This window comes from Nocardiopsis oceanisediminis (assembly GCF_048595525.1).
Classification (GTDB): domain Bacteria; phylum Actinomycetota; class Actinomycetes; order Streptosporangiales; family Streptosporangiaceae; genus Nocardiopsis_A; species Nocardiopsis_A oceanisediminis.
Genome location: NZ_JAFMZJ010000001.1, coordinates 5878007 through 5903186, shown reverse-complemented (window position 1 = coordinate 5903186; position 25180 = coordinate 5878007). Strand labels below are relative to the sequence as shown.

The 25180-nt window shown below is 74.7% G+C and carries 19 protein-coding genes; 9 read left to right on the top strand and 10 right to left on the bottom strand.

Annotated features, from left to right (window positions below; genetic code table 11):
• Nucleotides 1–8 precede the first annotated feature (8 nt).
• A complete protein-coding gene (locus J0910_RS25725) occupies nt 9–2606 on the bottom strand; it encodes an AMP-binding protein (protein ID WP_420161115.1) in 2598 nt (865 codons plus the stop codon).
• A 274-nt stretch (nt 2607–2880) separates the two neighbouring features.
• Between J0910_RS25725 and J0910_RS25720 the strand changes: the two genes are divergently transcribed.
• Both J0910_RS25720 and J0910_RS25715 read left to right on the top strand, forming a co-directional pair.
• The gene (locus J0910_RS25720; RefSeq protein ID WP_241485079.1) at nt 2881–3456 is read left to right on the top strand and encodes a TetR family transcriptional regulator; all 576 of its coding nucleotides are present in this window, start codon (nt 2881–2883) and stop codon (nt 3454–3456) included.
• 118 nt (nt 3457–3574) lie between these two features.
• A complete protein-coding gene (locus tag J0910_RS25715) occupies nt 3575–4693 on the top strand; it encodes a steroid 3-ketoacyl-CoA thiolase (protein ID WP_420162088.1) in 1119 nt (372 codons plus the stop codon).
• A 752-nt stretch (nt 4694–5445) separates the two neighbouring features.
• Here the strand turns inward: J0910_RS25715 and J0910_RS25710 are convergent.
• The gene (locus tag J0910_RS25710) at nt 5446–6663 is read right to left on the bottom strand and encodes a hypothetical protein (protein WP_420161114.1); all 1218 of its coding nucleotides are present in this window, start codon (nt 6661–6663) and stop codon (nt 5446–5448) included.
• Nucleotides 6664–7127: 464 nt separating this feature from the next.
• On the bottom strand, nt 7128–8096 hold the full coding sequence (gene nadA / locus J0910_RS25705; protein WP_420161113.1) for a quinolinate synthase NadA: 969 nt from the start codon (nt 8094–8096) through the stop codon (nt 7128–7130).
• A 68-nt stretch (nt 8097–8164) separates the two neighbouring features.
• Here nadA and J0910_RS25700 point away from each other — a divergent pair, with 68 nt between their 5' ends.
• The 6 genes from J0910_RS25700 (at nt 8165) to J0910_RS25675 (ending at nt 13034) form a co-directional block, all read left to right on the top strand.
• Complete coding sequence (locus tag J0910_RS25700) at nt 8165–8899, top strand: NUDIX hydrolase (RefSeq protein ID WP_420161112.1); 735 nt, start codon at nt 8165–8167, stop codon at nt 8897–8899.
• Between the two features lie 67 nt (nt 8900–8966).
• The gene (locus J0910_RS25695) at nt 8967–9617 is read left to right on the top strand and encodes an HAD family hydrolase (RefSeq protein WP_420162087.1); all 651 of its coding nucleotides are present in this window, start codon (nt 8967–8969) and stop codon (nt 9615–9617) included.
• Nucleotides 9614–10738 carry an ABC transporter ATP-binding protein gene (locus tag J0910_RS25690; RefSeq protein ID WP_420161111.1) on the top strand — a complete coding sequence of 375 codons (1125 nt, stop codon included), beginning with the start codon at nt 9614–9616 and terminating at the stop codon, nt 10736–10738. The genes J0910_RS25695 and J0910_RS25690 overlap by 4 nt, the downstream gene beginning before the upstream one ends.
• Nucleotides 10731–11405: an ABC transporter permease gene (locus J0910_RS25685; protein ID WP_420161110.1), complete on the top strand. Its 675-nt coding sequence runs from the start codon at nt 10731–10733 to the stop codon at nt 11403–11405. The genes J0910_RS25690 and J0910_RS25685 overlap by 8 nt, the downstream gene beginning before the upstream one ends.
• Nucleotides 11402–12085, top strand: a complete 684-nt coding sequence (locus J0910_RS25680; RefSeq protein ID WP_420161109.1) for an ABC transporter permease — start codon at nt 11402–11404, stop codon at nt 12083–12085. The genes J0910_RS25685 and J0910_RS25680 overlap by 4 nt, the downstream gene beginning before the upstream one ends.
• Before the next feature lie 37 nt (nt 12086–12122).
• Nucleotides 12123–13034 (top strand): ABC transporter substrate-binding protein, encoded by a 912-nt coding sequence (locus J0910_RS25675; RefSeq protein ID WP_420161108.1) that lies wholly within the window; start codon nt 12123–12125, stop codon nt 13032–13034.
• Between the two features lie 371 nt (nt 13035–13405).
• Here the strand turns inward: J0910_RS25675 and J0910_RS25670 are convergent, their stop codons facing one another.
• Nucleotides 13406–13894: a flavin reductase family protein gene (locus J0910_RS25670; RefSeq protein ID WP_420161107.1), complete on the bottom strand. Its 489-nt coding sequence runs from the start codon at nt 13892–13894 to the stop codon at nt 13406–13408.
• Nucleotides 13891–15582 (bottom strand): signal peptide peptidase SppA, encoded by a 1692-nt coding sequence (gene sppA, locus J0910_RS25665; protein WP_420161106.1) that lies wholly within the window; start codon nt 15580–15582, stop codon nt 13891–13893. The genes J0910_RS25670 and sppA overlap by 4 nt, the downstream gene beginning before the upstream one ends.
• Before the next feature lie 114 nt (nt 15583–15696).
• Between sppA and J0910_RS25660 the strand changes: the two genes are divergently transcribed.
• Nucleotides 15697–16323, top strand: coding sequence for a hypothetical protein (locus tag J0910_RS25660; RefSeq protein ID WP_420161105.1), 627 nt, complete (start codon nt 15697–15699; stop codon nt 16321–16323).
• Between the two features lie 123 nt (nt 16324–16446).
• Here the strand turns inward: J0910_RS25660 and J0910_RS25655 are convergent, their stop codons facing one another.
• The 5 genes from J0910_RS25655 to J0910_RS25635 all read right to left on the bottom strand — a co-directional run bounded on the left by J0910_RS25655 (nt 16447) and on the right by J0910_RS25635 (nt 25130).
• Entirely contained in the window at nt 16447–17457 is a 1011-nt protein-coding gene (locus J0910_RS25655; protein WP_420161104.1) for a DUF418 domain-containing protein, read from the bottom strand.
• A 101-nt stretch (nt 17458–17558) separates the two neighbouring features.
• The gene (gene glgB, locus J0910_RS25650) at nt 17559–19748 is read right to left on the bottom strand and encodes a 1,4-alpha-glucan branching protein GlgB (protein WP_420161103.1); all 2190 of its coding nucleotides are present in this window, start codon (nt 19746–19748) and stop codon (nt 17559–17561) included.
• A gap of 125 nt (nt 19749–19873) precedes the next feature.
• Nucleotides 19874–21304: a maltokinase N-terminal cap-like domain-containing protein gene (locus J0910_RS25645; protein WP_420161102.1), complete on the bottom strand. Its 1431-nt coding sequence runs from the start codon at nt 21302–21304 to the stop codon at nt 19874–19876.
• Complete coding sequence (gene treS / locus J0910_RS25640; RefSeq protein ID WP_420162086.1) at nt 21301–23043, bottom strand: maltose alpha-D-glucosyltransferase; 1743 nt, start codon at nt 23041–23043, stop codon at nt 21301–21303. Before treS ends, J0910_RS25645 begins: the two co-directional genes overlap by 4 nt.
• Before the next feature lie 104 nt (nt 23044–23147).
• Complete coding sequence (locus J0910_RS25635) at nt 23148–25130, bottom strand: alpha-1,4-glucan--maltose-1-phosphate maltosyltransferase (protein ID WP_420161101.1); 1983 nt, start codon at nt 25128–25130, stop codon at nt 23148–23150.
• Nucleotides 25131–25180: the final 50 nt, after the last annotated feature.

Here is a 25180-nt window from a genome sequence, read left to right as displayed (position 1 = left end):
CCGCTCCTTCAGGCGAGGGTGTGCACGGGCCGGTCCCGGGCGGCCAGGGCGCCCAGTCCGTCGAGCCGGGCCTCCGGTCCGCCGAGGGCCCGGGAGACCCACTGCGCGGTGGAGAAGTGCCGGTGCAGCGGGTAGGAGGCGTCCACGCCCAGCCCGCCGTGCAGGTGCTGGGCGGTGTAGAGGGCGTCCAGGGCCTGCTCGGTGGCGAGCAGCGCGGCCGACTCCAGCACCGAGGCGGTCTCCTCGGCATCGGCGCCGCGCTCCAGCCGCCACGCCCCGGCCCACAGCGCCGCGTCCAGGGCGCGCCCGGCCACGTAGACGTCGCCGACCTTCATGGTGACCGCCTGCAGCTCGGCCAGGGCCCGGCCGAACTGGCGCCGGGTCCGCACGTGCTCGGTGGTCAGCTCCAGGGCCGCGGCCAGCGCGCCGGAGGCGGTGGCGGCCAGCGCGGCCAGCGCGCAGTGCCGCAGGGTGCGGGCGGCCTCGCCGCTGGTGTCGCCGCCGAGCAGGGCGGAGGCGGGCACGGCCGCACCGTCCAGGCCGACCCGCTCGCCGGCCGCGGCCAGCCCGGCCGCGTCCCCGGGGACCAGGAAGACCCCGGTCCCGCCGCCGTCGAGGGCGGCCGGGACGAGCAGGGTCCGCGCCGCCTCGGCCTCCGGGACCGGGGCGCACACCCCGTGCAGGCGGAAGCCGTCGCCGTCGGGGTGCGCGGCCACCGGGCCGGGTCCGGTGAAGCCGGCGGTCAGCAGGTGCTCTCCGGCGAGCACCGGGGCGAGCGCGGCGCGCTGCTCGGCGGTGCCGGCCATGGCGACCGGCAGCGCGCCCAGGCCGAGCGCGGCCAGGGCGGGCACCGGCGCGGCGCGGGCGGCGGCCTCGCGGAGCACGATCGCGGTGCGCACCGCCCCCTGGGCGGCCGCCTCCAGCAGCCCGGTCCGGGCCATCGCGGCCCAGGCGCCGCCGCCCCCGCCCTCGCCGTCGAGCACCCGGCGGGCCAGGGCGCGCAGCTCCTCCTGCTCCTCGTCGAATCCGAAGTCCATGCGGCTCCTCAACAGGTAGCGGTCTCCGCGCCGCTCCCACACCGGGTCGGCGCAGTCGGTGCCCTCGGCGCCCAGCCGGCGCTTGAGGACCTTGTGCGAGGCGGTGAGCGGGAGCTCCGGGACGATCCGCAGGTAGTGCGGCGCCCACTTGGCTCCCGGGCCGGTGCGGCCGGCCAGGAACGCGGCGAGCCCCCCGGGGTCGAACCGGGCGCCCCCGGCGGGAACCAGCGCGGCCATCACCCGGTCGCCGCCCTGCGGGTCGGGCACCGGGTAGACGGCCGCGTCGGCGATCCGCGGATGGCCGCGGAGGAGTTCCTCGATCGGCCCGGCCGCGAGGTTCTCGCCGTCCACCCGGAGCCGGTCGGGCTCCCGGCCGGCGAAGAACACCCACCCGTCGCCGTCCTGGTATGCCAGGTCGCCGCTGTGGAAGCGGCCGCCGCGCACCCGTTCGGCCCCCTCTCTGGTGTCGCCGTAGTAGCCCTCGAAGAGCCCGGTGCCGGCGGTGTTGACCAGTTCGCCGACGGCGCCGGGCGGGCAGGGGGCGCCGGTGGCCGGGTCGAGGATCGCCACGTCCGGGGGGAGCCGGCCCAGCGCCCCGGGCGGCCCGCCGGGGGAGGGGCGGACGGCGATGGCGTTCTCGCTGGAGCCGTAGGCGTCGATGACGCGGCAGCCGAACCGCTCGGCGAAGCGGCGCCGGGCCTCCGGCGGGGCCTCGTTGCCGAACGCGACGCGCAGCGGGTTGTCCGCGTCGTCGGGGCGCGGCTCGGTGGCGGCGGCGTAGGACAGGGCCTTGCCGACGTAGTGCAGGTAGGTGCAGCCGTACCGGCGCACGTCGTCGAGGAGGGCCGAGGCGGAGAACCGTCGCCGCAGCGCGATCGGCGCGCCGGAGGCCAGCGCCGGGGCGAACGCGGCCAGCACCGCGCCGGAGTGGAAGAGCGGCATCGGGCAGTACACCGCGTCCTGCGGGCCCAGACCCAGATCGGCGGCGATGGCCTCGCCGGGCAGGGTGATCTTGCGGTGGCTGAACCGGACCGCGCGCGGGCGGCCGGAGGTGCCCGAGGTGAAGACCAGCATGACGAGGGCCGCGGGGTCGGCGGGCCGGTCGAGGGCGCCCGGCGGTGCGGCCGGGGCGCCGCGGGCGAAGGCGGCGGCGTCGTGCAGCGGCAGCCCGGTGGCCCGGGCGAGGTCGGTTGCCGCGGATTCCGTAGCGGCGCCGGCCAGCAGAACATTACAATCTGTAGCGCTGACGTCACGGGCCAGTTCTTCGGTGGAGCGCGTGGTGTTCAGGGCGACCAGGACGCTTCCGGAGAGTGCGGCCCCACCGAGCAGGAAGAGCATCTCCGGGGTGTTGTCCAGCAGGACGCCGGCGTGCGGGCGGTCCCGCGCGGCGGTGTGCGGGTGCCTCCGCAGGGCTCTGCCTTGCGGATACCTCCGCAAGGCGGTGGCGTGGCGACGGCAGTGCTCGGTGAACTCCGGCCAGGTCCAGGTGGAGTCCTCGAAGTACAGGGCGGGGCGGTCGTCGCGGGCGCGGGCGGCCAGTAGGGAGGTCAGGGTGTGCGGGCGCGTCATGTGCGGCTCCCTGCGTTCGCCGTGCTCGCCGGTGTCCGGCCGTCGCGCCCCGGCCGGCTAAGTAGAACAGATTCTAGTGGGTGTCGCCCGATCCGGGAAGAGGAATCCCCAAGGGGTGGTCATACCGCTGCAACATCGTTCGATGAGGTCTTCTCCACAGTTGTCGAGGGCTGAACTCGTGAGCGATCCTTGGATAACGTGTTCTTATAAGAGTTCTTATGGGTGGACGACGCAGGATGGGGGAGGCACCGTGGCGGTCCAGGCGCCGATGGGGATGCGATCGCGGAGTCAGAACCAGCGCCGCAAGCGGATCGTGCAGACCGCGGCCGCCCTCGCGCTGCGCGGCGGTGTCGAGGCGATGCAGATGCGCACGGTGGCCGAGCGCGCCGGCGTCGCGCTGGGCACGCTCTACCGCTACTTCCCCTCCAAGATGGACCTCGTGGTCGCGGTGGTCACCGAGGAGCTGGACCTGCTGGAGGCCAGCATCGGCCGCCGGCCGCCGGCCGACGAGGGGGCCGCCGGGCGCACCGTGGACGTGCTGATGCGCGCCACCCGGGGGCTGATGCGCGAACCGGAGCTGGCCGACGCGCTGGTCCGCTCGCTGATCATGGCCGAGGTCAAGACCGAGCTGGGGCAGCGCATCACCGACCTGCTGTGGCGGGTGGCCTTCGGCGGCGCGGAGCCGGAGGGCGCCGAGCCGGACCGGGAGGGGACCGAGTACATCCTGGTCGGGTCGCTGGCGAGCGTGTGGATCTTCGAACTGCTGGAGATCCTCAAGGGGCACCGGGACGTGGAGCAGGTCCAGCAGCGGCTGGCCGTGGCCGCGGACCGGTTGTTCGCCGGTTCCTGAATCGGGTTCTGGTAGGCCGAAACCACGACGCAACGGACCCCTGGCCCTGAAGTAGAACCGGTTATAGTCTGCCTCTCCCGGGGGTTCCACCGTCGGAGGAGGCGGCATGTCCGACCCGTTGTCCGAGCCCGTCGTCGTCGAGGCCGTCCGCACCCCCATCGCCAGGCGCGGCGGCGCGCTGGCCGGGGTCAAACCGGTCGAGCTGCTCGGCCGGGCGCAGCGCGCCGTTCTGGACCGCTCCGGGGTCGACCCGGCCGAGGTCGGGCAGGTCTTCGCCGGCTGCGTCACCCAGGGCGGAGAGCAGGGCAACCACATCGGCCGGCACGCCTGGCTGTACGCGGGGCTGCCCTGGCGGACCGGGGCCACCACGCTGGACGCCCAGTGCGGCTCCGGCCAGCAGGCCGTGCACCTGGCCGCCGCGATGATCGCCTCCGGGGCGGTGGACACCGCGCTGGCCTGCGGCGTCGAGGTGATGAGCCGGGTGCCGCTGGGCCGCTCGGTCCACCCGGACGACCCCCGCCCGCCGGACTGGGACGTCGACCTCCCCGACCAGTTCACCGCGGCGGAGCGGATCGCCGCCCGGCGCGGGCTGGGCCGGGCCGACCTGGACGCCTGGGGCGTCCGCTCGCAGCGGCTGGCCGCCCGCGCCTGGGCGCAGGGCCGGTTCGACCGGGAGGTCGCCGCGCTGCCGGAGCTGGCCCGCGACGAAGGGCTGCGCGAGACCACCGCCGAAGGGCTGGCCGGGCTGCGGCCGGTGGCCGAGGGCGGCCTGCACACCGCCGGGACCAGCTCGCAGATCTCCGACGGGGCCGCCGCCGTGCTGCTGATGAGCCGGTCCCGCGCCGCCGAGCTGGGCGTGCGCCCGCGGGCCCGGCTGCGCGCCCAGGCCCTGGTCGGGGCGGAGCCGCACTACCACCTGGACGGCCCGATCGAGGCGACCCGCACGGTGCTGAAGTCCGCCGGGATGGCGCTGGGCGACCTCGACCTAATGGAGGTCAACGAGGCCTTCGCCGCGGTGGTGCTCTCCTGGGCCTCGGTGCTCCGCCCCGACCTGGACCGGGTCAACGTGAACGGCGGCGCCATCGCCCTGGGCCACCCGGTCGGCGCGAGCGGCGCCCGGCTGGTCGCCACCGCCCTGCACGAACTGGAGCGCGGCGGCGGGGAGACCGCCCTGGTCACCATGTGCGCCGGCGGCGCGATGGCCACCGGGGCGATCCTGCAGCGCACGGACGGCTGACCCGGGCCGAGGAGAGGGCGCAGGCGGGGCGGTCGGCGGGGGCGGTGCGCTCTTCCGCGCCGTTCTTCCGGGGGCGGCGCGGCTCTTCGGCGCGGCCCGTGTCGGGACCGCCGAACAGGCTGCTCAGCCGGCGGGCGTTCTCCGCCACCCGGCTGAAGACGCCCTCTTCGCCGCCGGGGGGCGGGGCGGCGCCGTCGGAGGCCTTCTCGCTCCGGTCGGCGGCAGGGCGTTCGGCGACAGAGCGGTCGGCGCGGGCCGGGCGGTCGCCGTTTCCGGCGGGCGCGGCGGGGCCGTGCTCCGAGGGGCGCTCCGGTGGTCCGGGAGGCGGCGGCCGCCCGCATCCGGACCGATCGCCCCGGGAGGCGCCGGGGTGAGCCGGTGGCCCGTCCCAGGGCCGTGCGGTCCGCCCGTTTCCGGCAGGGGCTCGCCGGGTCCGCCCGGCGGCTCCGTTCTCTCGGGCCTTCGGTCCGCGCCGTCCCGGCGGGCCGGTCCGGGGCGGTGCGGGGGACGGAGAAGGGGCGCTTCCCAGGGGCGGAGCCGTCCCGGTACCTGCGGTCCGCCCGTTTCCGGCAGGGGCTCGCCCGGTCCGCCCGGCGGCTCCGCCTTCCTGGGGCTCCGGTCCGCGCCGTCCCGGCCGGGCGGCGCGGCTCCCCCCTCCCGGCGGCCGTCGGCGGCCGAGTCCGGGCGGCCGCCCGGTCCGGGCCCGGGAGCGGCGGTCGGGCGGCGGTCGGAAAGAGGGGGCCGCCCGGTGGTCATTCGGGGGAGAAGAACTCGGCGATGCCGTCCAGGAGCCGGGTGACCGGTCCCGACCTCGGCGGGCCCTGGGTGGGCGGCGGGGCGGTGCCGCTCGGTTCGGGGGGAGGGGGAGCGGGGTCCGCGGTGCGGGACGGCTCGGGGGCGGGCTCCTCCGGTGCGGCCGGCGGCGCGGACGGACCGCCCGTCGGATCGGTGCCCGGCGCTCCGGAGCCCCCGGGTTCCCCGGCGCCCGGCCCGCCGCCGGCACCGGGCGAGGAGGCGGCGGCGGACGGTTCCGGCCGGGGCGAGGGGGCCCCGCCGGGGGCGTCCCCGCGGTCGGCCGGCGCGGTGGCCCGGGCGGTGGCCGGCGCACCGGTGCCGACCGGCGGCGGGCCCGCGCCGGCCACCGTGCCCGGGCCGCTGAGCAGGACCGCCGCCGAGAGCATCAGCGCCAGTGCGACCGTGACCAGACCGGAGACCGCGGCCCAGGACCAGGCCCGGTGCTCGTCGCGGACCTGCTCGGGGCGGAGCGGGGCGCCCACGTCGGCGGTGGTCACCCGGTCTTCGGGCAGCGGTCTGGGCTCCCGTTCGCGGGGCGCCTCCGCGGCCCCGGCCGGGCCGGGGCCGGCGGCCGGCCCGGTGGGGAGGTCCGCTCCGCGGCGGCGGTGCAGCGGGAACCCGTCGGGGCCCAGCGGCCGCATCTCCCCGGCGGCCTCGGCCGCCTCGGCACGGCCGCCGAGCGGGCCGGAGAGCAGGCCGGGCGGCGGTCCGGGCGGCTCCAGCAGCGCCAGCGCCGCGGCCGGGTCGGGCAGCAGCTCGGCGGCGCGCCGCTCGGCCGCGCGGCACAGCTCGCCGCAGGTCTCCCGGTCCAGCCCGCAGACCTTGGCGATCTGGGAGGCGGTCAGCCCGTGCCGCAGGTGGAGTTCGAGCATCTCGCGGGAGCTGGGCGGCAGCCCGGCGAGCATCTGCGCGACCGGCCGCTCCTCGGCGGAGGCGGCCAGGGCGGCGTACGGGGAGGCGGCGGCGAACCCGCGGTGCCGGCAGGCGGTGCGCGCCAGCGCGAACAGCCACGGCTGCAGGTCGTCGGGGTCGGAGAGCTCGCCGGCCAGCCGAGGTGCGGCCAGCAGGGCGCGCCGCAGCGCGGCCTCTGCCGCCTGCGGGCCGACCAGGGACCAGCAGTACCGGTACAGGGCGGGGGCGAAGGCGTCGTAGCGCCGCTCCGGCTCCGTCGTCATCAGGGGCGTCCTCCGCGGTAGGACCCGACGCTAGCCGGACCGGTACCGGTGCGCTCGCGGAGTCGGCGATGTGTGTCCCGACAGTGAGGAGTTCGTTACCGTCCTCCCGCTATCGGCCCCGCGGGCAGGGCGTCCGGGTGCTGCGCGCCGCCGCGATCGGTCCGGTGTGGAACGCCCGGTTCGTCCCCCAGGGGGAATTCCAGGTGGCGCCGGAGCGCGCGCGGCCGGGATCCGGATCCGCTCTGCTGTTCCGGGCGCCGAGGGCGCCGGCGGGAGCCCCCGCGTCCCGCGGGCGGGACGCGGGCGGAGGGCGGTGCCCCGCACCGCCGGAGGAGGGGAGGGGCCGGAGCCCCTTCCCTCCTCCGGCGGCGGCCCGGGGCGCCCTGCCCTCCGTCCGGGCCGGGCGCCCGTGCCGCCCGCCCCCGGGGGAGCGGGCCCGCCGCGGTGTCCGGGCGGCGGGGGGCTCACTCTCCGCCGCGGGAGGGGGTGCCGATCTCGATCATCCGCTGCACCGAGCGGCGCGCCCGGTCGGCGGTGCCGGCGTCCACGGAGATCTCGCCGAAGCCGGTGCGCAGCGACCGGAGCAGGCTGTCGGTGGTGATCATCTTCATGTAGTGGCACTCGGCACGCGGGTTCACCGGCTCGAAGACGGTGGTCGGGTTGGCCGCGCGCAGCTGGTGCAGCATGCCGGTCTCGGTGGCGATGAGCACCTTGTCGGCGCGGGTCTTCTCGGCCGCGGCGAGCATGCCGCCGGTGGACAGCACCTTCACCCGCTCCTCGGGGACCGCGCCGGAGCCGGTCAGGTAGAGGGCGGAGGTCGCGCAGCCGCACTCGGGGTGCACGTACAGCTCGGCGTCGGGCTCGGCGGCGGCGCGCTCGCGCAGGGTCTGCCCGTCGATGCCGGCGTGCACGTGGCACTCGCCCATCCAGACGTGGATGTTCTCCCGCCCGGTGACCCGCTTGACGTGGGCGCCGAGGAACTGGTCGGGCAGGAAGAGGATCTCCCGGTCGGCCGGGATGGAGCGGATGACGTCGGCGGCGTTGGACGAGGTGCAGCAGATGTCGGTCTCGGCCTTGACCGCCGCGGTGGTGTTGACGTAGGCGACGACGACCGCGTCCGGGTGCTCGGCCCGCCAGGCCCGGACGTCCTCGGCGGTGATGGTGTCGGCCAGCGAGCAGCCCGCCTCCGGCTCGGGGAGGAGCACGGTCTTCTCCGGGGCGAGGATCTTGGCCGTCTCGGCCATGAAGTGGACCCCGCAGAAGACGATGGTCTCGGCCTCGACCCGCGCGGCCAGCCGGGACAGGGCGAGGGAGTCGCCGGTGTGGTCGGCGACGTCCTGGATCTCCGGCCGCTGGTAGTTGTGCGCGAGGATCACGGCGCCCTGCTCGTCGGCGAGGCGGCGGATCTCGGCGGCCCGGTCCGGTTCGGTCATGTCCGGTACTTCCTTCGGGGGTTTTAGTCTTTCAGGCGAAAACTTGAGACAGCCTAACATGGGGGGTCATGGGAGGGACAGGCGCGGTACGAGACATGGAGGAGGCCCGGGTGGGGGTGGCTGCGCACGAGGTGCTCGCGGTCGTCTTCCAGGTCAGGGCCGGTCGGCTCTGCGTCCTGCTGTGGTGCAGGGCGCAGCCGCCGTTCGAGGGCGACTGGGTGCTGCCGGGCGGGCGGCTCGGCGCGGACGAGGGGCTGGGGCAGTCGATGCGCCGCCAGCTCGCGCAGAAGGTGGACGTCCGGGACCTGGCCCACCTGGAGCAGCTGGAGACCCGCGGCGCCCCCGACCGGCACCCGGAGGGGCGCACCCTGGCCACCGCCTACCTGGGCCTGGTCCCCGCGCACAACGAGCCGGTGATCCCGGACGACACCGCCTGGCACGCCATCTCCGAGCTGCCGCCGATGGGCTTCGACCACGCCGCGATCGTCCACTCCGGGCGGCGCCGGCTGCGGGCCAAGCTCTCCTACACCAACATCGGTTTCGCCCTGGCCCCGCCGGAGTTCACCATGTCCCAGCTCTCCGGGTACTACCGGGCCGCGCTGGGGCACGACGTCGCCGCCACCAACCTGCGCCGGGTACTGCTCCGCCGCGGCCAGATCGAGGAGACCGGGCGCTCGGTGCCCTCCGGGCGGTCCGGCGGCCGGCCCGCCGCGGTCTTCCGGTTCCGGGTCTCGCACCTGGAGGTCACCGACGAGTTCGCGGTGCTGCGCCCGCCGCCGAAGCCGGCCGAAAAAGTACACTGATCCAGTAGGGATTTCGCGTGGTGCCCGCACTCCGTCGTCCGCCCGTGTTAGCGTCCCATTCGTGACGATTCGCAGTGTGGTGTTCGACGTCGGCGAGACCCTCGTGGACGAGACGCGCATCTTCTCCCGCTGGGCCGACCGGCTGGGCGTGCCGCGGCTGGCCTTCTTCGGCCTGATGGGCGGCCTCCTCGCCCGGGGGCGCCCGCTGATGGACGCGTTCCGCCTGGTCAAACCCGACTTCGACCTGGAGGCCGAGGTGCGCGCCTGGCGCGCCGAGGACCCCGGCACCCTCGCCGACGGCTTCGACGCCGAGGACCTCTACCCCGACGTGCGCGGCGCGCTGGGCGCCCTGCGCGGGATGGGGCTGTCCGTCGTCATCGCCGGCAACCAGCCGGTCCAGGCCCGCCCCGCGCTGGAGGCGATGGAGCTGCCCGTCGACGGGGTGCACGTCTCCGACGAGTGGGGCGTGCAGAAGCCCGACCCCGCGTTCTTCACCCGGGTGGCCGCCGTCGCCGGCGTCCCCCCGGCCGAGATCCTCTACGTCGGCGACCGGGTCGACAACGACGTGCTGCCCGCCCGCGCGGCCGGCATGCGCACCGCGCTCATCCGCCGCGGGATGCTCGGCTACCTGCACGCCGACCGGCCCGACGCCAAGCACGCCGACGTCGTCATCGACTCCCTGAACGAGCTTCCGAACTGGATCGCGGCCGGCCGATGATCACCTTCGAGGGCGCGGGCAAGCGCTACCCGGACGGCACCGTGGCCGTCGACGGACTCGACCTGGAGGCCCCCACCGGGCGCACCACCGTCTTCGTCGGCTCCTCGGGCAGCGGCAAGACCACCGCCCTCCGGATGGTCAACCGGATGGTGGAGGCCACCTCCGGCACCGTCTCCATCGACGGCCGGAGCGTCACCGACCGCGACCCCGCGCTGCTCCGCCGCTCCATCGGCTACGTCATCCAGCAGGCCGGGCTGTTCCCGCACCGCACCGTGCTGGACAACGTCGCCACCGTGCCGCTGCTGCTGGGCTGGGGGCGCCGCAAGGCGCGGGCCCGCGCCGGCGAGCTGCTGGAGCTGGTCGGCCTGGACGCCGCCCAGGGGCGCCGCTACCCGCACCAGCTCTCCGGCGGGCAGCAGCAGCGGGTCGGGGTGGCCCGCGCGCTCGCCGCCGACCCGCCGGTGCTGCTGATGGACGAGCCGTTCAGCGCGGTCGACCCGGTGGTCCGCACCGGCCTGCAGGACGAGCTGATCCGCCTCCAGGGCGAGCTGCACAAGACCATCCTCTTCGTCACGCACGACATCGACGAGGCGGTGAAGCTCGGCGACGGCATCGCGGTGTTCCGCCCCGGCGGGCGGCTGGCCCAGTACGACCCGCCGGAGCGGCTGCTGGCCGAGCCGGCCGACGAGTTCGTCGAGCGCTTCATCGGCTACGACCGCGGTGTGCGCCGGCTCTCCTTCTTCCCCGCATCGGCGCTGCAGCTCCGGAGCGACGCGGTGCTGGACCACGGCGCCACCGCGGGCGAGGCGCTCGCGCTGGCCGAGCGGACCGGCGAGCCGTGGCTGCTGGTCGCCGACGGCGCGCGCCGCCCGCTGGGCTGGGTCTCCGCCGACGAACTGGCCCGCACCCCCGCCGGCCGCCCGGTGGACGGGATGGACCTGGTCGGCTACGGCCACATCTTCCACGTGCGGACCGACTCGCTGCGCGCCGCGCTGGACGCGGCGGTGCTCTCCCCGGCGGGGCGCGCGGTCGGGGTGGACGCCGAGGGCGCGGTGGTCGGCGTCGTCGCCCAGACCGACCTGGGCGCCGCCATCTGGTCGGTGGGGAGCCCCGATGGGTGACGGCGGCCTGATCCACTGGGGGTGGATCGAACGGGGCCTGGCCGACCCGATCGGCACCGCCCTGCTCCAGCACCTCCAGCTGTCGCTGATCCCGATCGCCCTGGGCCTGCTGGTCGCACTGCCGCTGGGCATCGCCGCCGCGCGCTGGCCGAGGGCCTACCCGCCGCTGCTCGGCGCGGTGAACGTGCTCTACGCGCTGCCCTCCATCGCGCTCTTCTTCCTGCTGCTGCCCTACACCGGGCTGACCATCTGGACCGCGGTGCTGCCGCTGGCCGTCTACACCCTGGCCATCCTGGTGCCCAACGTGGTGGACGGGCTGCGCCAGGTCCCCGAGCACGTCCGCCAGGCCGCCGTCGCGATGGGCTTCGGCCCGCTGCGCCGGCTGGTCCAGGTGGAGCTGCCGGTCGCGGTCCCCGCGGTGATCGCCGGGCTGCGGGTCGCCGCGGTCTCCACGATCAGCATGGTCAGCGTCGCCTCCCTGGTCGGCCTGGGCGGCCTGGGCGGGCTGATCCTGCGGGACGGCTTCAACAACCGGTTCGCCACCCCGATCATCGTCGGCGTGCTGCTCACCGTGGCGCTGGCCTTCCTGGTGGACGCGGTACTGGTGGCGGTGCAGCGGCTGCTCACCCCGTGGGCGCGGCGCACCGGGGCGGGGGTGCGGCGATGAGCGTCGGCGACCTGATGGCGGCCTGGTTCTCCGACCCGGCCAACTGGTCCGGCCCGGCCGGCATCCCGGCCCGGTTCGGCGAGCACGTCCTCTACTCGGTGCTGGCGATGGCCGTCGCCGCGCTGATCGCGATCCCGGCCGGCCTGGTCACCGGACACACCGGGCGGGGCGGCTTCCTCGCGGTGACGCTGGCCAACGTCGGCCGGGCGCTGCCCACCATCGGGGTGATGTTCCTGGTGGTGCTGCTGATGGGCATCGGGCTGGTGCCGATCGAGGTGGCGCTGGTGGTGCTGGCGATCCCGCCGATCCTGGTCAACACCTACGAGGGGGTCCGCGCGGTGGAGCCCGGCCTCACCGACGCCGCCCGGGGGATGGGCATGCGCGCATCGCAGGTGCTGTTCCGGCTGGAGCTGCCGGTGGCCGCCCCGATGATGCTGCTGGGCCTGCGCACCGCCGCGATCCAGGTGGTCGCCACCGCCACCATCGCGGCCTACGCCGGGGCCGGCGGCCTCGGAAAGTTCATCTTCGACGGGCAGAAGCGCCAGGAGTTCGGCATGGTCGCCGGCGGGTCGCTGCTGGTCGTCCTGCTGGCGGTGCTGGTCATCGCACTCTTCGCCCTGCTCAGTCGAGTGGCGGTGGCACGGGGGCTGCGCGCGGGCGCGGCCGCCGGCCGCCGCTGAAACCGTCCCCGACGTCCAAGAACCGAGAAGGTGCGCCATGGCCATCCCTACCCGGATCACCGCCGCGGCCGCGGCCGTTCCGCTGCTGCTGGCGGCGGGTGCCTGCGGGGCCTCCGACCCCTACTCCGAGGGAGGCGCCGCCAACGGCTCCGGCGGCGCGATCGTCGTCGGCTCCGCCGACTTCCCCGAGTCCACCCTGCTCGCCAACATCTACGCCCAGGCGCTGGAGAACGCCGGCCAGGAGGTGGAGACCAAGCTCAACATCGGCAGCCGGGAGGTCTACTACAACCAGATCGAGTCCGGGAACCTGTCGGTGCTCCCCGAGTACAACGGCGGCATCCTGCTCTACCTCGACCAGAAGGCCGAGCCGGGGAACCGGGAGGAGACCGACGAGCGGGTCGAGGAGGCGCTGCCCGACGGGCTGAGCATCCTGGACTCCGCGGCGGCGGAGAACAAGGACTCGATCACCGTCACCCGGAAGACCGCCGAGGAGAACGACCTCACCGAGATCGGCGACCTGTCCGGTGTCTCCGAGGACATGGTGCTGGGCGGGCCGCCGGAGTTCGAGAGCCGCCCGCAGGGCGTCCCCGGGCTGGAGAAGGCCTACGGGCTGGAGTTCAAGCGGTTCGAGTCGCTGGAGCCGGCGCTGCTTCCGCAGGCGCTGACCGACGGCGACATCCAGGCCGCCAACCTGTTCACCACCGATCCGGCGATCGCCACCGAGGACCTGGTCACCCTGGAGGACCCGGAGAACGTCTTCGGCGCGCAGAACGTGGTGCCGCTGATCCACGACGCCTCGGTGGACGACGCGGCGCGCGAGGCGCTGAACGCGGTCTCCGCCGAACTCACCACCGATGACCTGGCCGCGCTCAACGAGCGGGTCAGCATCGAGCACGAGAGCCCCGCCGACGTCGCCGCCGACTGGCTGCAGGAGAAGGGCCTGGCCTGAGAGGGCCCCGTCCCCTCCGCGGCGGCCGGGGGCGCCGGGCAGGCGGCCGGGCGCCCCCGGCCGCCGCGGTGAGGGGCGGCAGGGTCTCTGCTGAGGGCGGGTGACGGGTGTGTGGTTTGCGGCCCGCAGGGCCTCCGTTGAGGGTGGGGGTGGGTGACGGGAGGGCTTGCTCCGGGGTCAGGGGTCCGATTCCGGGGTCGGAGGTCAGAGGATCATGGCCAGGATGAGTCCGGCCGCGAGGATGCCGAGAACCGTGTAGAAGCCGTCCATACCCCCATTGCACCCCCCGCCCGGGCTCCTGTGAACTGGCGCCGCCAGCAGAACCGGCTCCCGGCCGGGGGGTGCGATCCCACCTCTGCAGAGAGTTTGGATCAGCCGAGGGTGCGGTAGCGCCCGCCGTACCGGACCAGTGGCGAGGAGCCCGCGCGGGCGCCGGCCACCTCCGGAAGCACCGCCGCCTCGGCGAAGTAGACCACGTGGTCGCCGACCTCGGCCCGCTGCAGCACCGCGCACTCGAACGCGGCCAGCGCCCCGTCCAGCACCAGCGCGCCGGTGGCCGCGCCGCGGTGGTGCTCCTCGGCGGCGAGCAGCAGCCGGGCGCTGGGCCGGCCCTCGGCGGCGAACCTGCCGGCGATCGCCCGGTGGCCCTCGCCGAGCACGCTCACCGCGAAGGCGCGCCGCTCGTCGATCACCTCGCGCAGGTAGCCGTCGGCGATCACGCTGAGCATGGCGATCGGCGGATCGGCGGAGATGGACGCGAACGCGCTCACCGTGCTGCCGATGTCGTCCCGGTCGTCGTTCACGGTGACCACGCACACCCCTGTGGGCAGGGCGGCCATCGCCTCGGTGTAGCCGCTCACCGGACCCGCCAGTCGCCGGGGAGGGAGAGCACGCCCTCGGCGGGCAGCCCGAGCCGGGCGGAGAGCTCGGCCAGCGGGCCCCAGGCGTCCAGCCGGCTCTGCGCGGCGGTCCGCTCCTCGCTGGACTCGGCCGGGCGCAGCCGCTCCACCGGGTTGGGCCGGGGGAACGGGCGCAGCGGCGCGCTCTCCGCCCCGGACGCCTCGCGGGCCAGCCGCACCGCGGTCTCCAGGCCGCCCAGCTCGTCCACCAGGCCGCTGCGGTGCGCGTCGGCGCCGCTCCACACCCGGCCGCGGGCCAGCCGGTCCACCTGCTCGGGGTCGAGCCCCCGGGCCTCGGCGACCTTGCCGGTGAAGTCGGCGTAGACCGCGTCCAGCAGGGCGTTCACCCGCTCCCACTCGGATTCGGTGAACCTGCGGGCCGGCTCGAACATGGCGGCGTGCGGGTCGCTGTCCACGCTGCCGGTGCCCACCCCCAGCTTCTCCAGCAGGCCGGCGGTGACCGGCTTGCTGATGAACACCCCGATCGACCCGGTGACCGTGCCGGGCTGGGCGACCACGCTGCGGGCGCCCAGCGCCACGTAGTAGCCGCCGGACGCGGCCACGTCGCCCATGGAGACGATGACCGGGGTGCCCGCCTCGCAGGTGAGCCGGACCTCGCGGCGGATCACGTCGGAGGCCGAGTGCGAACCGCCCGGGCTGTCCACCCGGAACACCACGGCCCGCACCGAGGGGTCGCGGCGGGCCGCGCGGAACGCCGCGCCCACCGTGTCCGAGCCGGCGCTGGTCGAACCGGAGACCGGCGACCGCCGGCTGGGGCCGCTGTGGATCGCCCCGTGCGCGGTGATCAGCGCGATCTGGTCCTGGCGGCCCGGCGCGGGCACCCGCTCGGCCGCCTTGTGCCGGTTGTACCGGGGGACGTAGCGCAGCCGCGGCTCGCCGAACCGGCCGAGCAGCTCGGCGTAGACCTCGTCCCGGTAGGCGAGCCGGTCGACCAGCCCGGCCTCCAGCGCCTCGCCGGCCAGCAGCGGACCGCGGGCGGTCAGCTCGGCGACCCGCTCGGCGGTCAGCCCGCGCGCCTCGGCGATGCCCGCCCGGACCTGCTCCGAGAGCGAGGAGACCAGGTGCTCGGCGGCCTCCCGGTGCGCCTCGGTGAAGTCCCGCTCGGTCAGCATGTTCACCGCGGTCTTGTACTCGTGCCGGGCGCCCGCCTCGGTCTCGATGCCGAGCCGGTCGGCGGCCTCGCGCAGGAAGTAGGCGCGCATGGAGATGCCGGTGAGCCCGAGGGTGCCGGTGGGGCCCAGCGCGATCTCCTCGAACGCGGTCGCCAGGTAGTAGCCGACGGTGCTGGGGCCGAACTCGCCGATCGACTCGCCCCAGGCGACGGTGGGCTTGCCCGCGGCGCGGAAGGCGCGCACCGCGTCCCGCACCTCCTGCACCTTGGCGAACCCGAGGGAGCGCCCGTCGACCTTGGCGACCAGCGCGACCACCTGGGGGTCGTGCGCGCCTCTGCGCACCCCCTCGATCACGTCGGCGAAGCGCTGCCGGCGCCGCCCCAGCAGCTGCGCCACCGGCGGGGCCGCCGGCTCGTCGATGATCGCCTCGGTCAGATCCAGCTCCAGTACCAGCGGCGCGCGCCGCCTGCCCCGGAGCTCGGCCAGTGGTTCGAGAAGCTGTGCAAGGTCCGCCATGCCCACCAGGCTACTGAGCCGAGGCGCGGCGCGGGGAGCCCGCCGGGCCCGCTATGGTCGGTTCCGTCCGATCGGCCGACCTTGGAGGCAGAGGCGATGTGGGGTAGAGCGGCTGTGCGCGCCGGCGGGGCGTCGGCGCTGCTCCTGCTCACGGCGGCGTGCGGCGGGGGCGGGGACGCCCCCGACGAGGCGCGGGCCACGGCGGAGAACGCCTACAGCGAGGTCGTCCCGGCCGCGGAGTCCTCCTACACTCCCACCGACTTCCAGGGCATCGCGATCGATGTGCCCCAGGACTGGGCGGCGACCGCCGACGGCGGCAAGCTGTGCATGACCCCGCCCGGCGGCCAGGCGTGCGGCTACGGGGCGGTCCAGGTGCTGCCCAAGGCCGCCGCGAGCGACCCGGGCAAGTGGCCGAAGAAGGGCTCCGCCTTCAACCAGGAGGGCGGCTGGACCGGCGGCGGCAAGGAGTGCCTGGCGCCCGGCGCGGACGGCAAGAAGGCGGAGAAGGCCGCGTTCACGGTGGGCAAGGGCGAGCTGACCCAGCACGCCGACGGCCTCAAGTCGCACCACCGGGTCTGGGAGGTCACCTGCGAGGGCGGGGCCGCCTTCGAGGTGCGCATGTGGTTCCTGCCCGAGAGCGACGTGCTGGTGTACGTCCCGGCGGCCGACCCCGCCTACGCCAAGGTCTACGACGAGGTGGCGGCCTCGATGGACATCACCGAGTACAAGAAGAACGGCTAGGGCCGGCCGGCGGGGCCGCCCTCGCAGGAGGCCCCCGGACGCCGGCCCGGCGCGCCGCGGCCCCTCCCGGAGCGCTCCGGGAGGGGCCGCGGCGCAAAGGCAGCGCGGAGCGGGGGCGGCGGGTCAGGCCGCGACCGGCGCGGTCTGCCGGGTCCCGCGGCGCAGCGGGACCACCTGCCACCAGGTCACGCACCGCCAGGCCCACTCCAGCGGGCCGTACCGGAAGGCGCGCAGCCACAGCACGGAGAGCACCCACTGGGCCGCGAGCACCGAGGCGGCCAGCGCGAACAGGGCGCCCCACCGGTCCTGGGCGGAGAAGTCCAGCGCCCACCCGGCGGCCAGCACCACCAGCGTCGCGGTGGTGTAGTTGGTCAGCGCCATCCGGCCCAGCGGGGAGAGCAGCCGGTGCAGCACCCCGGCCAGCGGGGTGCGCATGAGCAGGCACAGCCCGGTCACGTACGCCCCGGCCATGGCGAGGCCGGCGACCGCGCTGGAGGTGCTGAACCCGGTGTTCTCCACCTCGCCCCACTGCCACAGGGCGGCGGGCACCGCGGCCGCGGCGAACAGCGCGAAGGCGAGCCCGGTCCAGCCGGTGAGCCGGTCCAGCCGCTGCGGGACCCGGTACCGGGCGGCCGCCATGCCGAGCAGGAACATCCCGGGGATCAGCATCATCCCGCCGCTCACCAGGGTGACGCCGGCGACCGCCCCGGCCGCGCCGCCGGCCAGTACCGCCCAGCGCGGCAGGAAGCTCGCCGGAACCAGCACGAGCAGGCCGAACACGGCGTAGGGTAGCAGCGCCTCGCCCGGGTGGACCGTCTGGTGCAGCGCGCCGAGCAGCCCGAGGGCGACGAGCCGGCGGAGCAGCAGCAGCCGGGGCCGCGGGTGCCGGTCGGCGGCGGAGTCCAGGAAGATCGCGAACCCGATCCCGAACAGGAACGAGAAGATCGGGAAGAACCGGCCGGCCACCAGCATGTGCAGCCAGAGCTCCGGGGCCTCGGGGCCGGATATCCGGCCCGCCTCGATCGCCTCGTACCCCATATGGGTGATCGGGCCGATGTTCACCAGCAGGATCCCGCACAGCGCGAACCCGCGCAGCACGTCCAGCGTCTCGATGCGCCGCCGCTCTCCGGCCACGTCGCCCCCCGTCTCGTCGGAACCGGTCTTCAGAACCGGCGTCGACGGTACCGGGAGGGGGCGTTTCGGAGGAATCGGTCATTCGGCCGGTCTTTCCCCGGTCAGCGCACCGTACTTTCGGCCTCCAGCCAGACGGTGGCCAGCGGCGGCAGGTCGAGCACGGCAGAGGCGGGCTGCCCGTGCCACGGCTCGGCGCCGGCCCGCACCGACGCGGGCACGCCGCCGGCGTAGCCGCTGCCGCCGTAGCGCTCGGCGTCGCTGTCGAGCACCCGGTGCCAGGCGCCGGCGGCGGGCAGCCCGATCCGGCGCCGCCGGTGCGGCACCGCGGAGAAGTTGACCAGGCAGGCCAGCGCGGAGCCGTCCGCGCCGTAGCGCAGGAAGGAGAGCGTGTTGCCGGCGGCGTCGCCGCCGTCGATCCACTGGAACCCGGCCGGGTCGGTGTCCAGCGACCACAGCGCCGGCCGGCCGCGGTAGGCGGCGTTGACGTCCTTGACCAGCGCCTTCACCCCGCGGTGGAAGGCGTGGTCGAGCAGCCACCACTGCACCCCGGCCTCGTGCGACCACTCCTCGCCCTGGCCGATCTCGCCGCCCATGAAGAGCAGCTGCTTGCCGGGGTGGGCCCACATGTAGCCGAGCAGGGCGCGCAGGCCGGCGAACCGGCGCCACTCGTCGCCCGGGTTCTTGTACAGCAGCGACCCCTTGCCGTGCACCACCTCGTCGTGGGAGAGCGGCAGCACGTAGTTCTCGCTGTAGGCGTAGACCATCGAGAAGGTGGCCTCGTCGTGGTGGTACTGCCGGTGCACCGGGTCGCGCTTGAGGTACTCCAGGGTGTCGTGCATCCACCCCATGTTCCATTTGAAGCCGAAGCCCAGGCCGCCGGCGTCGGTGGGGCGGGTGACGCCCTCCCACGCGGTGGACTCCTCGGCGATCATCATGGTCCCCGGGTTGCGCCGGTAGGCGGTGGCGGTGAGCTCCTTGAGCAGCTCGATGGCCTCCAGGTTCTCCCGCCCGCCCTCGTGGTTGGGGGCCCACTCGCCGGACTCCCGGGAGTAGTCCAGGTAGATCATCGAGGCGACGGCGTCCACCCGCAGCCCGTCGATGTGGAACTCCTCCAGCCAGTACAGCGCGGAGGCGATGAGGAAGTTGCGCACCTCGGTGCGGCCGTAGTCGAAGATGAGGGTGCCCCAGTCGGGGTGCTCGCCGCGCCGCGGGTCGGGGTGCTCGTAGGTGGGCGAGCCGTCGAACCGGGCCAGCGCCCACTCGTCCCGGGGGAAGTGCGCCGGGACCCAGTCCAGCAGCACCCCGATGCCGGCCCGGTGCAGCTCGTCCACGAGCGCGCGGAACTCGTCGGGGGTGCCGAACCGCGAGGTGGGCGCGTAGTAGGAGGTGACCTGGTAGCCCCAGGACCCGCCGAACGGGTGCTCGGAGACCGGCATGAACTCCACGTGCGTGAAGCCCATCTCGCGGACGTACTCCACCAGCTCGGAGGCGAGCTCGCGGTAGCCCAGGCCCGGCCGCCAGGACCCCAGGTGCACCTCGTAGACGCTCATCGGGCGGCGGATCCACTCGGCCGCCTTCCGCTCGGCCAGCCACGCCTCGTCGCGCCACCGGTGGCCGGAGGTGTAGACGACCGAGGCGGTCTCCGGCGGGCACTGCGCGGCGAACGCCAGCGGGTCCGCCTTGTCCCGGACCCCGCCGTCCCGGCCGTGCACCCGGTACTTGTAGCGGGCCCCGTCGCCGACGCCGGGGACGAACAGCTCCCATACCCCGCTGGAGCCCAGCGACCGCATCGGGTGCGCGGTGCCGTCCCAGTGGTTGAAGTCGCCGATCAGCTGGACCCCCCGGGCGCCGGGCGCCCACACCGCGAACGAGGTGCCGCGGACCTCGCCCCGGGCGGAGGGGAAGGCGCGGACGTGCGCGCCCAGCGCGCGCCACAGCTCCTCGTGCCGCCCCTCGCCGATCAGGTGCAGGTCCAGCTCGCCGAGGGTGGGCGCGTGCCGGTAGGGGTCGTCGGAGACCGATTCCGCGCCGTCGCCGTAGTCGGCGGCGATCCGGTAGTCCGGCGCCTCGGTCCCCGGCACGGCCGCGGTGAACACGCCGTTGTGCACGTGCTCCATCGGCACCCGGGAGCCGTCGGCCAGGACCGCGTGCACGGTGCGGGCCAGCGGCCGCAGCGCGCGCAGCAGCACCGTCCCGTCCGGGCGGGGGTGCGCGCCGAGCAGCCCGTGCGGGTCGTGGTGGCGGCCGGAGACGAGCCGGTCGATCTCCTCGGTGGGCGGGGGCGTGGTCATGGAGGTCCTTTCACGGATCCCGGTCGCCCGCGGGCGACCGGGGGAGGGCTTGCTCTGTCGTCGGCGGGGCTCCCCGGGGGGTGGGGAGGGGCGGGCGGCGGGGGCGGTCTCCGCCGCCCGCCTCCCTAGCGGGGCGGCGGGGTCCGGCCGGCGGCGCGCGCCGGGCCGGCCAGCGAGGCGATCGAGTCCAGCGGGACGCGGAGCCAGGTCGGGCGGTTGTGCGCCTCGTAGAGGACCTCGTAGACCGCCTTGTCGTACTCGAAGGCGCGCAGCACCACCGCGTGCTTCTCCGGGTCGACGCCGCCGGCCGCGGCGTAGCCGGCGCAGAACGCGTCCCGGTTCCGCCGGGCCCAGGCCCGGGCGGCCGGGGCCAGCGCCTCCTCGTCGGCGCTGCCGATCATCTGGTGCCGGGCCGCGTAGTCGAAGGAGCGGAGCATCCCGGCGATGTCGCGCAGCGGGCTGGACGGGCGGCGGCGCTCGGAGACCGGGACGGCCGGCTCGCCCTCGAAGTCCAGCAGCACCCAGCCCCGGTCGGTGCGGACCACCTGGCCGAGGTGGAAGTCGCCGTGCACGCGCTGCACCGGCAGCGGCGCCTGCACCCGGGCGAAGTCGTCGTAGGCGGTGCGCAGCGCCTCCTGGTACGGGGCGAGCCCGGGGACCTGCTCCACCGCGCTCTCCAGGCGGCGGACCATGGCGTCGGCCAGGCCGTGCAGCGCGCCGGGGGAGAGCACGTCGGTGGGCAGGGCGCGGGCGAGCGCGCGGTGCACCTCCGCGGTGGCCGCGCCGAGCCGCTCGGCCTCCCCGGCGAAGTCGCCGCCGGCCTCGCCCGGCGGGGTGCCGGGCTCGGCGTAGAGGTCGCGCACGCTGGTGGCGGCCAGTACCCAGCCGTCGGTGGCGCTGCGCAGGTACTGCTGGAGCATGGCCACGGTGGTGGGCACCTCGCCCCCGCCGTCGTCGGCCTCGACGTCCACCTCGATCCAGCCGTGCGGCCGGGCCGCGTAGGGCGACCCGGACAGCGCCCGGTTGAGCTCCAGGTCGGGGTTGAGCCCGGGCCAGAGCCGGCGGAACGTCTTGAGCACGTAGCGCTCGCCGAACACCAGGGTGGTGTTGGACTGCTCGCCGGTGTGCACCAGGCTGCGCATCCCGGTGGCGATCGGCTCGGCGGGCTCCGGCAGGCGCCGGAACCGGACGGGTCCGGTCCCGGCGCCCCGGGCGATGCAGCGCAGCAGCCTCCCGGTCAGCTCCGGGTCGTGCAGGGCGTCGTAGACGGTGCGCCGGGCGCCGCCGACCGTGCACGCGCCGATGGCGCAGTGCGCCAGCTCGTCGCGGAGGCGCCCCTTGGCGCACAGCCCGATGACGACCAGGTAGCGCGCGCGGCCGCCGGGCTGGTGCACGGCGACCACCAGCGCGCGCATCCCCGGCCCGTGCGGGCCCGGGTCGGCGCCGCCGATCGGGTGCTCGCGTTCGATCAGCACCTTCTCGACCGGCGCGCCCTTGCCGGCGAACCAGCGCTGCCGCGGCATCCATCGGGTGAGGAGCTCCTCCAACTGGGTCATGAGACTGAGGCCCGCTTCCTTTCGCGTGCGTCCCGGGTGCGGTCGTCCCGGGTGGGACCGTCGGCCTCGGCCACCGGCGGCAGCTGGAACCAGTAGAAGCCGTGGCCGGGCATGGTGAGCAGGTAGGGCAGTTCGCCGATGGCCGGGAAGCGGACGCCGCCGGTGCACTCCACCGGGGTGGCCCCCTCGAAGCGGCGCAGGTCCAGCTCGACCGGCTGCGGGAAGCGGGACAGGTTGTTCACGCAGAGCATCCGGTCGTCGCCGTACTCCCGCACGAAGGCGAACACGCTCGGGTTGCTGGCGTGCAGCTCGGTGAACTCGCCGGTGCCGAAGACCGGGTGCCGCTTGCGGATCCCGATCATCTTCCGGGTCCAGTTGAGCAGCGAGCCGGGGTCGTCCCGCTGCGCTTCGACGTTGAGCGCCTGGTAGCCGTGGACCGGGTCGAGGATGAGCGGCAGGTAGAGCCGGGCCGGGTCGCACCGGGAGAACCCGGCGTTGCGGTCGGAGGTCCACTGCATCGGGGTGCGCACCGCGTCCCGGTCGCCCAGCCAGATGTTGTCGCCCATGCCGATCTCGTCGCCGTAGTAGAGCACCGGCGAGCCGGGCAGGGAGAGCAGCAGCGCGGTGAAGAGCTCGATCTGGTTGCGGTCGTTCTCCAGCAGCGGGGCGAGGCGGCGCCGGATGCCCACGTTGGCCCGCATCCGCGGGTCCTTGGCGTACTCGGCGTACATGTAGTCCCGCTCCTCGTCGGTGACCATCTCCAGGGTCAGCTCGTCGTGGTTGCGCAGGAAGATGGCCCACTGGCAGTTGCGCGGGATGCGCGGCGTCTGGGCGAGGATCTCCGAGATGGGGTAGCGCTGCTCGCGGCGGACCGCCATGAACATCCGCGGCATCAGCGGGAAGTGGAAGTTCATGTGGCACTCGTCGCCGCCGGACTCGAAGTCGCCGAAGTAGTCGACCACGTCGGCGGGCCACTGGTTGGCCTCGCTGAGCAGCACCCGGTCCGGGTAGAGCCGGTCGACCTCGGCGCGCACCCGCTTGAGGAACTCGTGCGTCTCCTTGAGGTTCTCGCAGTTGGTGCCCTCCCGCTCGTAGAGGTAGGGCACGGCGTCCAGCCGGAAGCCGTCGATGCCGAGGTCGAGCCAGAACCGGAGCACCTCCAGCACGGCCTCCTGCACCGCCGGGTTCTCGAAGTTGAGGTCCGGCTGGTGGGAGAAGAACCGGTGCCAGTAGTACTGGCCGCGCGCCTCGTCGTAGGACCAGTTGGAGTGCTCGGTGTCGACGAAGATGATCCGCGCGTCGGCGTACCGGTCGGTGCCGTCGGCCCAGACGTAGAAGTCGCCGTAGGGGCCGTCCGGGTCCGACCGGGACGCCTGGAACCAGGGGTGCTGGTCGCTGGTGTGGTTCATCACCAGGTCGGTGATGATCCGGATGCCGCGCCGGTGCGCCTGCTCGATGAGCTCCACGAAGTCGGCGATCTTCCCGAACTCGGGGAGGATCGTCATGTAGTCGGAGATGTCGTACCCGCCGTCGCGCAGCGGCGACTCGTACAGCGGCAGCAGCCAGATGCAGTCGATGCCGAGCCAGGCGAGGTAGTCGAGCTTGTCGATCAGCCCCCGCAGGTCCCCGACCCCGTCGCCGTTGGAGTCGTAGAAGCCGCGGACCTGGACTTCGTAGAAGACCGCGTGCTTGTACCAGTACGGGTTCCGGGGCGGTCCCTCGGAGAAGGTGTCGGGCACGGGGGCGGGGGGCGCCTGACGGGTGCCGAGCACCGGATCGGGTGTGGTCACGAGAACAACTCCACCAGTTGGCGTTCCAGTGCGTCCGCCGGTCGGACCCTTTTTCACGGGGTGCTGCCGGCCGGGTCGACTGTGAAGACGTGAGCGGACTGGACATTCGGGTCGAGGCGGACGTAATTCGCCTCTCCCCAGGTATAGGAATCGCCCGAGATCGCGTCGGTCACGGTGAACGAAGCGCCGCGCTCGAGCCCCAAAGAGGGCATGTCGATCCGCACGGTCGCTTCGCGGGTGCGGTGCGGATCGAGGTTGACGATCACCAGTACGGTGTCGTCCCCCTCCTGGTCGCCGGTCCCGGCCAGCCGTTTCGAATAGCAGATCAGCTCGGGCTGGTCGACATGGTGGAACCGCAGGTTGCGCAGTTCTTGCAATGCCGGGTGGTCGCGCCGGACACAGTTTAGCCTGCGCAGAAGCGGAATGATCGACATTCCCGCGGCCTCGGCCGCGTCGAAGTCCCGGGGCTTGTACTGGTATTTCTCGGAGCCGAGGTATTCCTCGCTCCCCTCGCGCACCGGGGTGTTCTCGCACAGCTCGAAACCGGAGTAGACGCCCCAGGAGGGGGAGAGGGTCGCGGCGAGCACCGCGCGCACCTCGAACGCCGGCCGGCCCCCGTGCTGGAGGTAGGCGTGCAGGATGTCGGGCGTGTTGGCGAACAGGTTGGGGCGCATGTAGGCGGCGGCGTCCCCGGACAGCTCGGCCAGGTACTCCTCGATCTCCTCCTTGCCGTTGCGCCAGGTGAAGTAGGTGTAGGACTGGTGGAACCCGGCCTTGGCCAGCGCGTGCACCATCGCCGGGCGGGTGAACGCCTCGGAGAGGAAGAGCACGTCGGGGTCGGAGGCGGCGACGTCGGCGAGCAGCCGCTCCCAGAACGCCAGCGGCTTGGTGTGCGGGTTGTCCACCCGGAAGATCCGCACCCCGTGCGCCATCCAGTGCCGGACCACCCGCAGCACCTCGGCGTAGAGGCCCTCCGGGTCGTTGTCGAAGTCGAGCGGGTAGATGTCCTGGTACTTCTTGGGCGGGTTCTCCGCGTAGGCGATCGAGCCGTCCGGGCGGGCGGTGAACCACTCCGGGTGCTCGGCGACCCACGGGTGGTCCGGCGAGCACTGCAGGGCCAGGTCGAGGGCGACCTCGATGCCGTGCGCGGCGGCCTCGGCGACGAACGCGTCGAAGTCGCCGATGTCGCCCAGGTCGGGGTGGACCGCGTCGTGCCCGCCCTCGGCGGAGCCGATCGCCCAGACCGACCCGGGGTCGTCCGGCCCGGCGTGCAGGCCGTTGTCGGGGCCCTTGCGGAAGGAGCGCCCCACCGGGTGGATCGGCGGCAGGTAGACCACGTCGAAGCCCATGTCGGCGATGGCCGGCAGCCGCTTGGCGGCGGAGCGCAGGGTGCCCGAGCGCCACCGGCCCTCGGCCTCGTCGTACTCGGCGCCGACCGAGCGCGGGAAGAACTCGTACCAGGAGCCGACCAGGGCCCGGCGGCGGTGCACGGTCAGCGGGAACCGCTTGCTGCGGGTGGTGCTCTCCCGCAGCGGGTTGGCCGCCAGGGACCCGGCGACCTCCTCGGAGAGGGCCAGGGCCAGCCGCTCGGCGGCGGGCAGGGAGGCGTCGCGCATCCGCCCGGCGGCCGCGGCCAGCTCCGGGCGGCGCGGCACCCGGCGGGCGGCCCGCTCCAGCAGCCGGGCGCCCTCCTCCAGGGTGAGCTCGGCGTCCTGGTCCAGCGGGATCTTGGCCTCGGCCCGGCGGCGCCAGGTGGCGAACGGGTCGGCCCACGCCTCCACCGCGAACGTCCAGCGGCCCGGCTCGGGGGCGCTGAGCAGGGCGGTGTAGCGGTCGGTCCCGGGGGCGGCCTCGGCCATCGGGACCTGCGCGGCGCGCTTGCCCTTGGGGTCGTAGAGCACCGCCGCCGCGCCGAGGGCGCCGTGGCCCTCGCGGATCACGGTGGCGCTCACCGGGAAGGCCTCGCCGGCGGCGGCGCAGGCGGTCCCGTAGCCGAGCACGGGGGCGACGTCGAGAATGGGAATTCGTCCGATCACAAGAGCACCATCGATATCTATGTCGGGATCTATGCCGGGCGTTTTCGGGC